The sequence below is a fragment of the Cellvibrio sp. KY-GH-1 genome (assembly GCF_008806975.1).
Classification (GTDB): Bacteria; Pseudomonadota; Gammaproteobacteria; order Pseudomonadales; family Cellvibrionaceae; genus Cellvibrio.
The window spans coordinates 1,318,978-1,334,605 of the sequence record NZ_CP031728.1; the positions used below are offsets into that span (position 1 = coordinate 1,318,978).

Sequence of the window (15,628 nt, forward strand, 5' to 3'; positions counted from 1 at the left end):
ATAGAACTCCGCGCCTTAAACCAATTTCACATCAACACGGCGATCGCTGTGCAGCGCATCGACCAACTTAATCGCTTCGTCTTCCATGGTCACCACAATCGCATCAATACGACGCTGGAAAAACCGGTGCGCAATAGTCGCTGGAATTGCCACAATCAAACCCGCCGCAGTGGTATACAGCGCAACCGAAATCCCGCCTGCTAATACCGCTGTATCGCCATTACCTTGCAACATAATGGCGTTAAAGGTCTGGATCATCCCGAACACAGTCCCCAACAACCCCAGTAAGGGGGCGATATTGGCCACGGTACCCAATACATTTACGTAGCGCTCCAGTTCATGGATAACCTGACTTGCCGCTTCCTGTACCGAATCCTTCATCACTTCGCGGCCGTGTTTAGAGTTACTAAGACCCGCGGCCAAAATTTGACCCAAAGGAGAAGATTGCTTCAGCTCGCGCAATTTGGTTGCATCCAGCTGGTTATTTTTAATCCAGGTCCACACCTGTGCAAGCAGGGTTTTAGGAGCAATTTTGGCGGGGTTAAGTGTCCAGTAGCGCTCTGCGCTAATGGCAATCACAATCAGCGAGCAGGCCAGGATCGGCCACATCAAAATACCACCGGCTAAAAAAATCTCTATCACAGACAGCTTCCTCTTATTCTTGGGCTAGGCGCAGCGCCAGACTTAAACGCGGCGTAACATACCATATGCCACGCCAATTGCCATGGGCTAGCCTGCTTTGTCTGCAAATGTGTGAAGAAGTTTCATGTCGGAATGCGGAGAAAAAACTGCTATTCAGATTCCGGCTACTCGAATCATGAAATGAGTCTTTCGCCGGATAGCTGGAATGGCTTAACTTTCAACAGCTAACATCATGTTATGTTGATCTATGGGTAAGCTTTTATTATGCAAACTCATTCCAGCAGTTGGATCAAAACTGGCAATAGCCTGAACGAGTGAATCAATATTGACTCCACCGGAACGCAGGTTTGTTAACTCGTCGTGCAAAGTAATTGTTTCATCAGCTACTCGCCCCGACTTGCTATTTTCAAACACTGCGTCATTTTCAAACTCCGCCTCATAGTTCGCGATCATACTGCCGAGGTCGAACGTAGCAGCAAGTACAGACGATGGAATGAGATTTTTTGCTACAGCAGATACAGTAAGCGATTTTGGTAATGAAATATTACCAGCCGCATCTTTCGCCGTAATATTCACCGTTTGATTGACAGTCAACGCCGTTCCCAGGGTAATGGAGTATGCCCCTGTGGTCGCATTGGCAGTCACACTACCCAATAACGAGCCGGAGGTGTTTTTAACCTCCACAATACTACCCGCTTCGGCACTACCCGTAATTACTTTACGGGCAGAATTAATACTTGCCGAAGGTGCAGCAGGACGCGTTTTGTCAGGCGCGATTAACGACTTGATGTCAGATACATTTCCCGCCGCATCTTTGGCAGTGATTTTCACCGTTTCTTTATTAATCAACGCAGTACTTAACGTGATTGAGTACTCGCCAGTAGCGGCATTAGCAGTTGTTGTTTCTAATTGAGTGCCAGCAGCATTTTTAACAATTACAGTACTACCAGGTTCCGCTTTCCCAGTGATGTATTTACCGGTTGTGTCAAAAGCAGCCTCAGGCACCAAAGGCTTTGTTGTATCAGGGGCATTGATTGCTGTGGCGTATGAAGTGTTACCGGCGGCATCCTTTACATAAACATTAACCTGTTCATTATTTTTTAACGCGGTCGTCAAGGTGATTTTATAATTTGATTCGTATGCTGGAAGCATTATGGTCCCCAATACCGTGGTATTGGTGCTATTCATAACAACAACCTGATGCCCACCCGTTACTGATGACTCCGCACTACCAGAAATATATTTTCCGGTAGTATCAAATTTGGCCGAGACCGGCATCGGAATCGTCAAATCCGAAGATTTAATTTCTCCATAAGATCGATTATTGGCCTGGTCAACAGATACAACTCTGACAGAGCTACCATCAATGATTGATTCACTTAGTTGGATGCCGTAGCTACCATTCTGACCAACAATGGCACTACCAAGGACTCGCGAACCAAACACGGGAGTTATAAATACCAAAGTTCCCGGTTCTGCAGATCCACTAATACTCGCTCCTTGTGGGTCAAAATTACCTGTTGGGATACTTGGAGGCGTTGAATCTGCTGCAACTGAAGAATTAGGAACTAATATCGTTGCCGGCGCTGATTGAATTAGTCCGCTCACAATTGAAAGCACTGAAATTGTTTCGCCATGAACCAACCTTAGTGGCGAAATAAACGAGTAAGCACCCGTAATTTTGTCAGTACTTGCATACCCCAAATGGTTGCCATTGGTTAGCACATGAATTGAGGTTCCCGGGCGAGCAAAACCGTTGATGACATAACCCGATGAATCCAGCTCTGCTGTTGGTGCTGGAGGAATACTCATATCAATAGCAGGATTAAACACCGTAATTGGCAATATGTTCCCACTGGAATCCTGGCTGGAAATAATGATCCGCTTGGTATCCACAATTCCAAAACCAAAATCTAATTGATAGCTCCCCGTCGCATCGGATTGAATTATCGGGTATTTTGTGAGGGTGTTATCTTTATTTAAATACGAAATAGATATTTTAGAGTTTGGTCGTGCAGAACCAATTATTACTCGCCTGTCATTCGATAAAAAAGCCTTAGATTGATTAATCGCTTTAACGACCTGCTCACCATTCCAGTACGTATTATCTGCAAACTTGAAACTATAGGATCCATTATCCAACAGCTTATTCATTTGATCTGCTTTTCCTGGTATCAGTAAATCGATGCGATTTTTGTTTTCAACTGACCCATCGCTTTCATCCACAAAATAGGATTTAAAGGCCAGCATATCTGCCGTAATACCCGCACCGAGTTCAATAACGACGGGACTTGATGTTGGTGCATCGATTTCGTCAACGCCATCACCCAAAGAAAAACGGATAACACTGGAACCGGCTTGTTGTCCAATCCCTGGATAGGACATTGATATAATGTCATTACCTTTCCCGCCCTCAAAAATATTGCTTCCATAGGCATCATATAACCAGTCATTACCGTCACCACCTTGCAACAGGTCGTCGCCTGCCTCTCCGTGTAGAGTATCCATACCAGTGCCACCAATCACGGTGTCGTTTCCGCCTCCCGCGAATACACTATCATTACCACCTTTTGCGTCAATAACGTTATTGGTATCCAAACCATAAATTGTATTGGCAGAATCGGTTCCCAGGAATGATATTTTTCCCAATAACTGATCAAGTGACCAACGCTCACTCGTCGAGAAAACCACCTCTTCAATAGCTTGTATGAGATTCACTGAACGGATGGCACTACCCGTAGATTCGAAGAAGCCATTAATAGTAATGGGATTGGAATTTTTAACTTTTAAGATTAAGTCGAACTCATTTCGAGTAACACTAATATCAGCAGGAAGAATTCCACTCCCAAATTCAATTACATCATTGCCAGTAATATCATTGATAACATCCGTACCCGCTCCTTGCTCAAACCGGTACACATCATCACCTTTTCCACCAACCAGGTAGTCATTTCCGACTCCACCAATCAAGGTATCATTACCCTGAGCAGCATAGAGTTCATCATTGCCTGCATCACCCACAATCACATCACTTAGGTGAGAACCATATAAGGTGTCATTGCCGGTCGTTGATATTAATGATTTGCTAATTATCGTTTGTTGATCCCACACTTCACCAGTTGCTGAAAACACCAATGATTCAATAAAAGCGTCCCCATCAAATTCGTCTGTACTGTATGGGTTGCCAATAGTAAAAGCCTCCTGCCCATCTACGCTAACGATAAACGCATTGAAACTGCGACGGATACTAACTTTGTCTGACGTAATGCCAGCACCCAATATCACTTTATCAGTACCGCCGGTATCCCGTATCAAGTCAAATCCATCACCGGTTTTATAGTGATATTCATCGTCGCCGGCTTCGCCTTGCAAAGTATCGTTACCCTGGTTTCCTATTAGCGTATCGTTACCATAACCTCCAACCAACACCTCATCATTCGCATTACCCTCTTTGCGCTGCGGTATTGATTTAGGATCAAAATTCCATTCATCGCCATTTTCAAAGCGGAAAATTTCAATTCGTTGGTCTGTATAATTATTGCCAGCAGGTAACGCGCCATTCTTAATAATTATCTTATCAGTAGAATTTGCGAATGTGACGATTTGATCATTACCCTCAACAGTCAACGAAGTTTGTTCTTTGGTAATTCCCGTTCCGAAAATAAGCGCATCAAGGCCGTGTAAATCACTAATGGTATCTACCCCATCACCGGCAGCAAAACGATAAAGGTCATTGCCCATTTCATCCGATAAAGAGTCGTTACCTAACCCGCCGGAAATATCATCATTGTCACGCCCGGTTTCAATTCGATCATCACCCGCGCCACCATTAACAGAGTCATTTCCTGAATAGGATTTAATTGTGTCAGCACCCTCCAACCCATTGACAAGATCAGCAGCAATAGTGCCGTTAATGGCATCATCTACACTAGACGCTTTTAGTGCTTGCCTTATCAAGTCACTATATGTCCACACGGTCCCGTCAAAAAACTCCACAGAACCGACTTGTAAAGAAGCATTTTCCAGTTCAGCGCCATATGTTTGAGGATCATACTTAAATAAGCTATCGATGTAGGTAACGGAATCTCCTGACACAAGTTCAAGATTCCAATATCTATTATGCGGAATGATGTATTTATAAAGAACACCCTTCTCCAGGTAGGATTCGTCTCGTCCTGGGATGAGCCTTACCCTAACCTCGTCGGGTGATATACCTTCAGCAAATAGCACTCGGTCCGCATCGCCACGAAAATTCTCTATAAAATTTTTACTAATATTTTCCCCAATAAGGTAAGTATCACGACCTTCGCGCCCTTCCAGGAAATTTAATCCAGCACCCCCGTCTATAGTATCGTTACCCGCCCCACCTTGAAGATAATCATCACCATCCAACCCATAAATTTCAACGGAACTAGCGGTAGAAATATCAATCTCATCCCATGAGTTGCTGCCAAACTTAACGTTTGCCAATGCACGACTTTCCAGAACTTTTTGCTCAATGGTTGCGGCATCCCAAACCGTATCTGCAAAAATAACTTTTTCTATTTGGTACCCTTTATCCAGCTCACCACCATTCAAGAAACCGGAAACCCTGACCATTTCACCATTCTTCAGGATGAAATAATTATCTCCTCCGATGCGATGAACATAAACATCTGTGGATTTAATATCGGAAAAAACTAAGGTATCAAAACCGCCAGAATCCTCTATAACATCAATGCCATCACCACGATTAAAAATGTAACGGTCATCTCCGCCCATACCGCGAAGTTGGTCAACACCGCCACCACCCTCGATGACTTCATTTGCACCCGAGCCAATCAAGATATCATTAGAGTCAGTACCACTAATCAAGTTTGGATAAATCTTACTCGCTTCTTCTTTTATTTTTGCAGCATCCCATACGCCACCACTCAGGAACTTAATGGATTCAACAGCACCAGCGGAAAAATTACCCGATGCGTCAAAAGCGGCTTTGACAGTGATTGTCGATTTATCTTTTAAAGTGATGACCAAATTGTTTTCTAGATCACGCTTCAATCTGACATCCGCCGCGAGAATATCCGCGCTCAATTCAATCTGGTCGTTACCCGCACCATCAATGATGACATCATTGCCATCACCGGTTGTGTAACGATAAACGTCATTCCCATCATAACCAAACAACTGATCATCACCTTTGGCTCCGCTCAGGGTATCGTTAGTATTAAACGCATGGATAATGTCATTGCCGTTTGTTGATTTAAGTACTTCCTGGTTGATGCGTGCCTGATCCCATTGAGTGCCATCGGAATTGAAGATAATAAATTCCAGTGCACCATGAATTTCTGGTGTTGATATATATTGTTCCGGAACAACAAGATTAAAATTTATTGACGGGCCAGCAAGGGTTTCAGACATAATTGAACTGGCACTTTGTGGGACGTTACCGTAATCAGAACCGGCTATGGATCCGGTATCCAGATTATCCAGATCCAATAACTGTGTGTACTGAGCAAAACCCACCGTTTTAAAATGTGTTTCAAACGTGGAAAGACTATTCCAAATAGCCGCAAGCCCAAGGTTCGCAGCACTAACCTCTGCAAGAGCTTGATCAAGTGTCATTCCCGCTTTTAAATAATCAAATACTTCCCGAATTCCAACGCCGCCATAATTGCGAATTTCTCTATCCAATAACTTGACTGCAATATAGCTAACAGAATAACTGGCCGAGCCTGATGGTAAGCCAGTCGTTGTATTAAAAAATTGGTTAAAATTACTCTCTGAACCGATAGTTGCGGCATCAATCTTTACGCGTTCATCAGCACCATGAATAAATTCTGCGGTACCTTCTACAAACCATCCCGGCAACTCTGAAATGTCCATGTTATAAGCCATAACTGCATGCACCATTTCGTGAGCAATTATACGATCTAAATAAAGTGGTGCCACACCATTTGGAATATTGCTAAAATCACTGAGATCTATAATCAGCTCCAGATTAAGGAGCACTCCATCCTCTCCCGAATATGTCGCCTCGACACGAGCAGCTGCACGGCCTTCCAAATTATGTTCAAAACGGAGTGCAATGTCGCCGCCACCCGTTAAGCCATAGTAATGCTCAATTAGTTTTTCTGCCTGCGACATCCAATGACTTTGTAGTTGCTCAATCAAGGTCGTAATAACAGGGTCAACAACGTTAGCCACTTTCACGCCAAACGTGTTCTGTATAGTGATTGAACCACCATCTTTCATCGTAAGAACTAAATCATCGCCATCGCGGCGCGCAACGACTTAACTTTCATTAATTCCGGCCAACAATTCCAAGCGATCAATGCCGTTGATATCCTTAATAACGTCTTTTCCATCACCCAACGCATATTGATAAACGTCACTTGCATTACCACCATTTAAACGATCCCCCCCTTACCACCATTAAATATCTGGCTTGCGTTATCACCCAGCAATTGATCATTACCAGTAGTTCCCGTGAAGGTGTGGAATTGATTTTTTGCAATTTCACTTTGAATACGCGCAAGGTCCCAAACCGATGTATTGTTGAAATGTATATGCTCAATCGCTTGCCTGGTTAATTCACCCGTCGCATTAAATGCGTTCAGCACAGTGATGCTGTCGTTATTATTAATACGGATGATGAGATTGTTATTGGTATCTTTGCGGAGGCTTACTTGTGTTTCATTAATACCTTCATCGAAGTAAATATGATCACTGCCATGCCTATCATCAATTTCATCGGCGCCATCGCCAATAGCAAATTGATAATGATCATCACCTCTGTCACCGCGTAACGTATCATCACCTCTGCCGCCAATAAGCGTGTCATTACCCTCATAGCCGATGAGCAGATCATTAAGAATAGTACCCGTCAGGGTCGAGCCTTTTACCGACTCTTGTAATATACGCTCTAAATCCCAAACATCGCCGTTGCTGAATTGAATTTTATGAATCGCTTTATTGGCAACAAGATCACCAGTGACTAGATCAAACATGCCGTTAACGACTACAGATTGACTACCGGAAATGAGCACCAACAAATTTCCATTGGTGCGATGCAACGCGAGCTGGTCCGCAAGAATACCTTCCGTTAAGTTGATGGTATTAATACCACCTTGTTCGGTGATGTTATCCAAACCGTCGCCATTGCGGACAACATAGATATCATCACCCTGCCCTCCGCTCAGAAGGTCGTTACCCTTGCCACCGATTAAAGTAGATCCGCCGTCGTGAGCTACTAGTGAGTCATCCTCCAAGCCACCTACAATCGATGTTCCCGGCGATGCAGCCCAACGAGAAACAGGAGAGGATAGGTTACTTAGTAAAAACTCATTTAACTCGATGCCTTTCGTATTTACGCTATCTTCACCACCCAGGGCTATTTGACTTAACCCGCCCTGCAAACCATTTACAAAAATAAGTTTCTTGCCCAAATGGCCTATTATCAAATCAGACCCGCTAGCAGTTACCTGAAGATTCTCAAAACTACTAACACCCTTTAGGAACAAACTATTTTCACCACCGGTATCCTGAATTACTAGCGGTGCATCTAAACCAGCATCCATCGAAGAAATAGTTGCAGCCCCATACAATTGAGAGCCCAATATATTTTTCTGTTTCGAGGCCCTCGGGGCACTGGCCTTGACGGAAGGCAGTCCGTTGTAAATAGTGGCATCAATAATATAAACATCATTATCATCCCCACCAGCAGCAAAAAAATCTTCAAAACCGGCCACTATCGTATCAGCGCCACTGCCACCGTGAAACGTATCCACCCCCTCCGAACCAACTAGATAATCATTACCGCTTTCGCCCAATAAAAGGTCGTTGTCCGCGCCACCATAAAGGTAATCATTTCCCTCATTCCCGCTCAGGGTATCGTTACCACTGCCTCCATATAGAAAATCGTTTGAACTTAAGACTTCCGTTCTCCCGCTGTCGCCAACCATGACGTCATTTCCAGATCCGCCAATTATCGTGTCATCACCCGCCTCACCAAATAGTGTGTCGTCACCACTCCCGCCATCCAGCACATCATTGCCTGCTCCCGCAAACAGCGCATCGTTATCATCACCGCCATACAACTCATCCTTGCCATGCCAGCCAACGAGTAAATCGTCACCTTCATCACCGTGTAACTGGATATAGGGCTTATTAGCCAATTTTGCCAATGTATCGCTGCCCTCCAGCGAAAGCTCGTGCATGAAAAGCGATACCTCCCAATCCCTTGATTGGCCATTCTTCGTGTATTTGCTTTGCAATATATGCGAGGCAACGCCACCCAGATCGCCTGTTGGCATTCCAGGGTATTTATACAAGTAGCTGCTAATTCCACCGCCCAACTCAGCCGACGGTTTTAGTGGCTCTCCGTCAACAAAGTTAAATTCATAAGACCATCCATTACCTGCGGATGAACCGCCTGAATAAGTTCCCGGTGTAATACCTGCCCAGGCCGAATAACCGTATAACGTTTTGTCGCCTTCAGTTTTTTTAATAATTTCAAAACCGGAGTCCGCATAATTAAGCAGATCCCTCCATTTGTAATCCAGCGTTACCGCTCTGCCAGCACCTTCGTCAGTCAAGTCACTCATATAAGAACGGGAAAATTGATCTCCTCCGTCTCTATAACCACCAAACATAAAATCAAACCTCAGTGCAGTATTGGCCAGCAACATATCCTTGCCGTCTCCACCATGCCAGGAGGAGGAAGCTGAGCGGCCGGTAATAACATCGTCTCCCTCGCCACCGTCGATTAAATCTTTACCATGCTGATCGTAGGTAGGATCACCCGCTTTCGGCGTAATGGTTCCGGAGTACTTATAAACCGAGCCGGCATCAATCCAATCGTTACCACCATCACCGTAAATACGGTCACCGCCCCAGCTACCTTCTATATAGTCATGCCCACCTCCACCATGAAGACTCACAGGAGGCACATAAACTAACGTCTCGTAAGCCGATGCAAAATCCGCCGATAATGCATTCGCACCACCATCACCGGAAATTGTTGGCAACGATGGCGGCGTTTCAGCATCCGCATCTTTTAATGAAACACCAAATTGCCCATCACTCCATTTATCCAGAGTGACGCTACTACCTGCATTTGAAAGGGAATTGAGAAGAAGGGTTTTGCTTCCACCGCTATCAACCAAAACGGCTTCTACAGTATTGGCGGAATTACGATAAATAATGCTGTCTTTAGCGGTTTGCTTTAATTCGCCAACAGCACCATTAATATCCAGGGTATTTAAACCTTCGGTGTCGATAACAGTATCGTGCCCGAAATCGCCGGTAAATTTATAGGTATCATTCCCTGCACCGCCTTTTAATACATCGTTGCCGGCACCGCCATCGAGTGTGTCGTTATCTTTACCGCCTAATAACAAATCGGTGTCTGCGCCACCGAGCAGTTCATCATCGCCGGCACCGCCATCAAGAACGTCATTGCCGTTTAATCCGTTGAGCTTATCGTTTCCACCTAAACCGTAAATGCGGTCATTGCCGTTGCCGCCACGAGTTGCATTATCGTTATCCTCCATAGTTCCCAAAATAACCCAGGGAGCATAAGGTTGCGCCGAATAATTACTAGCATTAGTAGAACCGGAATAAATACGATGAGCATCGTTATCATCATTTTCGACTTTGATATAGAGGGCATCTTTACCACCAGGATCACTACTTTCCAACTTGTCGATATCGTTTTTATTTCGATCAAGCAATAGATTCAGATAGGTCGCACTATCCTGATACCACTCTTCGGAGAAATTGGCTTTTCCCAACAAACGATCTTCCGCGCTTAGGTTTTGGTCGGCAACCCAAGCGGTGTATAGATTCGGATTTAATTGCCCAAGTAAAACACTATTTCCTTGTAGGGCGAAGGGGGCGGCATAATAGAGAGCAAGAAACTGACCATAGTCATTTTTGGCGGCAGTAGCATCTGCGGCCACGAAGGATACTTTTCCTTTTAAATCATTAAAAATACTGCTCTCTTTCAACGTCTTGATATGTTGGTAAAATTTTTCCCGTTGAAATACATCATCTTTTGTTCCCGGTGGAGTTATATCGATTCCACTGCCTAACAACATTTTGCGCAAGCTATCTAACATACTTTCATAAGTATCCAATGCTTTATTAGCTGACAACCGCATAAAATCATTTAGAACTCCCTCTGGATTATTGGCTTGCGACGTATCCAACTGTGCGAATAACGTCAACAAATTCAATGCATCTACACCATTGACACTACTGTGGTTTGCACTTAAGCCATCCACCAATAAAGAATCACCAACTTCTTGTGATATATACACTTCCTGGCCAGGGTGAATAGCGCCCAGAGTATGAATCAAATCCCCTTCAGCAACTACAGATGTGATATCTCCGCCTTGTAGGGTAAAGCCCAAATCATTTAATACAGTATCACCCCATGGAAATAAACCCGGAGCGTTTAAGGTCACAATACTGCCGGCATTCTGTGGAAACAATCGACCAAATAAATATGCTAAATGACCTCCCAAACTATGACCGGTAACATCCACAACTTCATTAGCACCTACCAACCCGAGCCCAACATCCTCATTTACGATGGATTTAAATGATTGAATAGCAAAGTGACGAGACAAAACATCTAATCCATCATCACCCGCCGTCATTAAATCGTAAAGTGTCTCAATTTCGGTATCTTTGTATAAGCTTTTTTGACCAGAGTCAGATGTCAGCCGCTTCCAGTAACGATAGAGATCTGCGGCCTGTTTGGCGGCATACCCCTGACCACCAATATCACCTATATCAGCAGAGGCAAGGTCATTAAACACATCCGCTGGAATTTCAGTTCCGCGAATAGCTAGGACTTTTTTGCCGGATGTACTGGAAAATAATGTAGCGGAAAAACCGGTATTGGTATTTTCTTGTTGATGCAAAAAGCCAAAGTTGCCAACAAAACCCTTTGCCTCTGTTTCTGCAAAACCTGCACCGCCTCCAGTTAATGAACCTTGTAATGATCCAGTTCTCATATCTGCATAAGCTGCTTTAGATGTACTTATCAACTTAGCCAATAATTCAATTAATGTAACTGCCATATCAAATATCTCCCTTAGTTAATAATTAAGTTAATTTTGAAACGCTGAATCTATTTCTTTGAAAAGTGGGTCTTTATAACGATAATCCTTGCTAAAGTTATTAAAACATCCAATGTGGGATGGGGCATCCAGTAGAGTTTTTCTTCTGTCAAATCTAGAGTAATAAAAAATGCTATACCTGACTGATACCGAATTTTTACTAAAATTGAAAATTTCGTACCCCGTTTTTGACAATCTTAACTCTCCAAAAACGTTTGAATTTATATTTTTCCACTGGTAATTTGGCTCTACAGATAGATCAGCAGGCTTTTTATCAAATGAAACGTCAACCTGAAAATTCCCACCTAAATATTTGATATCATAAAAATTACCATCTTCATCTTTGTACCTCACAAAACCTATATTTTCTAACAGAGCCGCTGAGTGAGCTTCTTCTTTATTCTTAGCCAACAACCCCACACCTTTTTTGATAGGGTCAAAAACTTTTAACCCACCCTCTTTTTCACAATACAGCTTAAATCGGTAATACCCCTTGATGTTGTCAAAGAAATACAAGCCGATTAGCAAAGGAATAATAGAAATAATTGCAATGAATTTAAGAAATGGATTCATGGATTTTCCTTACTGAGGGAAAGGATCGAATAAAAAATTCAGTGATAAATGCAGGTTTACAATTAGACTTCAATGTTAACTCCATTTGCACATCCATTGTTTAGATAACCAGTTGGGGAAACCGCATCGTCCATTACCCTGTGCTTCAGGTGGGGATATATACATCGCCGATCATATCAATTGACATGATTTTGTATACAGCATTTAAACGCCACTCAAATAATTACCTACGCGCTTTTGATAAACACCAAACATAAAATCAAAACGCAGCGCAGTATTGGCCAGCAACATATCCTTGCCATCTCCACCATGCCAGGTGGAGGAAGCTGAGCGCCCGGTAATAACATCATCACCCTCGCCACCTTCGATTAAATCTTTACCATGTTGATCGTAGGTGGGATCACCCGCTTTCGGCGTAATGGTTCCGGAGTACTTATAAACCGAGCCGGCATCAATCCAATCGTTACCGCCATCACCGTAAATACGGTCGCCACCCCAGCTACCTTCTATATAGTCATGCCCGCCTCCACCATGAAGACTCACAGGAGGCACATAAACTAACGTCTCGTAAGCCGATGCAAAATCCGCCGATAATGCATTCGCACCACCATCACCGGAAATTGTTGGCAACGATGGCGGCGTTTCAGCATCCGCATCTTTTAATGAAACACCAAATTGCCCATCACTCCAGTTATCAAGAGTGATGCTACTGCCTGGGTTTGAAAGAGAATTAAGAAGAAGGGTTTTGCTTCCACCGCTATCAACCAAAACGCCTTCTACAGTATTGGCGGAATTGCGATAAATAATGCTGTCTTTGGCGGTTTGTTTTAATTCGCCAACAGCACCATTAATATCCATGGTATTTAAACCTTCGGTGTCGACAACAGTATCGTGCCCGAAATCGCCGGTAAATTTATAGCTATCATTCCCTGCACCGCCCTTTAATACATCGTTGCCGGCACCGCCATCGAGTGTGTCGTTATCTTTACCGCCTAATAACAAATCGGTGTCTGCGCCACCGAGGAGTTCGTCATCGCCTGCGCCACCATGAAGAACATCATGACCACTTAATCCGTTGAGTTTGTCTTTGCCATCCATGCCGTAAAGTCGATCGTTGTATGCACCACCCGTTAAATCATTGGCAGCCTCATTACCAAAACGAACTAACCGAACCTCATCAGAAGCACTAGATTCAGAAATTAGAGGCGCACCACCAATAGTGGAATCGTAATAATGAATGGTGCTGCCTGTGTGATTACTACTGGTATCAATCTCGGTATCAGTGGCATTGATTGTATTTAATGCTACAAGCATGGCTACTCTGTCTTGATACCATGAGTCAGAGAAATTCGCTTTTCCTTTGCTTTTTTCTTCCACTGTTAATGCCGTATCTGCTGCCCATAAGGTATGGAGATCAGGATTGATGGTTTTCAGTAATGATTCACTGCCGATAATGGCAAAAGGGGTTAAATAATATAGTGAAAGGAAATGGCTATAATCCTGTTGCGGATTCGTATTGATCCCTACCGCCAACTTCGGACAGTTAACTAACATACATTTTTTGCCTCAAAGCGCTCGGGGCTAACAAAGCCAATAGCGCTGTGACGGCGGTAGCGATTGTAATCCACTTCGATATATTCAAAAATAGACTCGCGCGTGTGCTTTCCATCTAGCAATGGCTCGCCGTGAACCAGCTCAACCTTAAGTGAATGAAAGAAGCTTTCCGCACACGCATTGTCCCAGCAATCACCCTTGCGACTCATACTCTGTATTAGCGAATATTTTTCCAGTAAATCCCTAAACGCATGCGATACATATTGGCTGCCACGGTCACTGTGAACAATAACGCTTTTTGGGAATTTTCGTCGCCACAACGCCATCATCAATGAATCACAAACCAATTGCGCATCAATATGTTTGCTCATCGACCAACCAACAACTTTTCGAGAATATAAATCAATCATCACGGCCAGATACAACCAACCTTCTGTAGTTTGAATATAAGTAATATCGGTCACCCATTTTTCATTAGGTTGTTGCGCAGAAAAATCTCTAGCCAACAGGTTGGGCGCAACAGGTAGTGTATGATTGCTGTCCGTAGTCACCTTGAACAGCTTGGCCGCTTTTGCAATTAACCCCTGCCGTTTCAGGCTTTTCCGAATGGTTTTTATGTCGAGCGGATTATCTTGCTCCGCCAAATCATAAAAAATCCGATCCGCGCCATACCGGCCTTTTCCAGCCTCAAATGCTGCCTTTACCAACGCATCAATCGCTTCTCTTTGCTGCATGCGCCAACTAACCATTTCACGATTATCAAGCCAGCTGTAATACCCACTTCGCGAAACCAACAGAACGCGCGCCATCATCGCGATTGAATATAGCGCGCTATTTGTCAGCATAAATTCGTAGCGTTTTATTTTTGATGCTTCGCGAAGTAGGTAGCCGCCTTTTTTAGGATTTCAAGCTCCTCTGCTTGCTCGGCGAGCTGACGCTTGAGGCGTGCATTTTCAGCGGCGAGGAGCGATTCTCTTTCAACATCAGTACGGCTATTGTTGAGTGCGCTACGCCAACTGTAAATTTGACTGGCATATATGCCCAGTTTTTCGGCGGCTTCCGCTACGCTCAATCGTTCGGCCAGTTTAATGGCCTCACTTTTGAACTCGGCTGTATACTTCTTATTCTCTTTTGGGGTTGGTTTCTTGCTCATGGATCACCTCTGGAGTAAGTTTACTCAGTTTCTAAGGTGTCCGATATTCGCGGAGGGGATCACTATGGCCATTTACCGTCACTGTTTCACCTGGGCTAACCAGCCCCTCACCTGGAACAGGTGCTGCTGGCCGGAAAATAGTAATAAACGTGGCAGGGTTAATTTCAATATAAGGAACATCAGGAATAACGGCGGCTATTTGCGGCGCTTGCTGCCCAACCGGGGTCGATATTTTTAACCACCAATTTACCATATCAATAACTTGCCTAGCAGGAGCACCATTCCCCAAGGTCAAATCTACGTCTGTTAAAAAATCTCCTGCACCTACGGTTCCTTGCATAGAGACATATTTCTTACCTGTATCAATATTTTCCCATACAGTTGCATCAAAACCAGAACCAAAAGCATCATCTGTTTCAATGTGGGTGACAATTTTAAAGTTATCTCCTATATAGCTGGCAAGTTCTGGAGTCATTCGATTTTTTAACAAATCTGCCAGTTTTGATCCAGTAAAATCCTTATAAGTAGCATCACCCAAAGCATAGGTAGCATCAGTTAACAAAGCATTTATAAAAGCATCATTAATTGCATTCATAAT

Annotated in this window: 8 protein-coding genes; all 8 read right to left on the reverse strand. The window is 43.8% G+C overall.

The annotated features are described in order from the left end of the window. Positions 1 to 15 precede the first annotated feature (15 nt). Complete coding sequence (locus D0C16_RS05655) at positions 16 to 642, reverse strand: MotA/TolQ/ExbB proton channel family protein (protein ID WP_151031409.1); 627 nt, start codon at positions 640 to 642, stop codon at positions 16 to 18. Between the two features lie 210 nt (positions 643 to 852). After that, positions 853 to 6,876, reverse strand: a complete 6,024-nt coding sequence (locus D0C16_RS05660; RefSeq protein WP_151031410.1) for a flagellinolysin — start codon at positions 6,874 to 6,876, stop codon at positions 853 to 855. Between the two features lie 8 nt (positions 6,877 to 6,884). After that, entirely contained in the window at positions 6,885 to 7,031 is a 147-nt protein-coding gene (locus tag D0C16_RS23985) for a hypothetical protein (protein WP_191968654.1), read from the reverse strand. Beyond that, positions 7,032 to 11,711, reverse strand: a complete 4,680-nt coding sequence (locus tag D0C16_RS05665) for a calcium-binding protein (protein WP_151031411.1) — start codon at positions 11,709 to 11,711, stop codon at positions 7,032 to 7,034. A 30-nt stretch (positions 11,712 to 11,741) separates the two neighbouring features. Further along, positions 11,742 to 12,323, reverse strand: a complete 582-nt coding sequence (locus D0C16_RS05670) for a hypothetical protein (RefSeq protein WP_151031412.1) — start codon at positions 12,321 to 12,323, stop codon at positions 11,742 to 11,744. Positions 12,324 to 12,527: 204 nt separating this feature from the next. Further along, entirely contained in the window at positions 12,528 to 13,877 is a 1,350-nt protein-coding gene (locus D0C16_RS05675) for a calcium-binding protein (protein WP_151031413.1), read from the reverse strand. After that, positions 13,871 to 15,030 (reverse strand): IS3 family transposase gene (locus D0C16_RS05680; protein ID WP_225318661.1). Its coding sequence is split into 2 segments (ribosomal slippage): positions 13,871 to 14,775 and positions 14,775 to 15,030, totalling 1,161 coding nucleotides; the frame shifts between segments, so codons are not numbered across the junction. The genes D0C16_RS05675 and D0C16_RS05680 overlap by 7 nt, the downstream gene beginning before the upstream one ends. A gap of 31 nt (positions 15,031 to 15,061) precedes the next feature. After that, complete coding sequence (locus D0C16_RS05685; RefSeq protein ID WP_151031414.1) at positions 15,062 to 15,625, reverse strand: hypothetical protein; 564 nt, start codon at positions 15,623 to 15,625, stop codon at positions 15,062 to 15,064. Positions 15,626 to 15,628 lie beyond the last annotated feature (3 nt).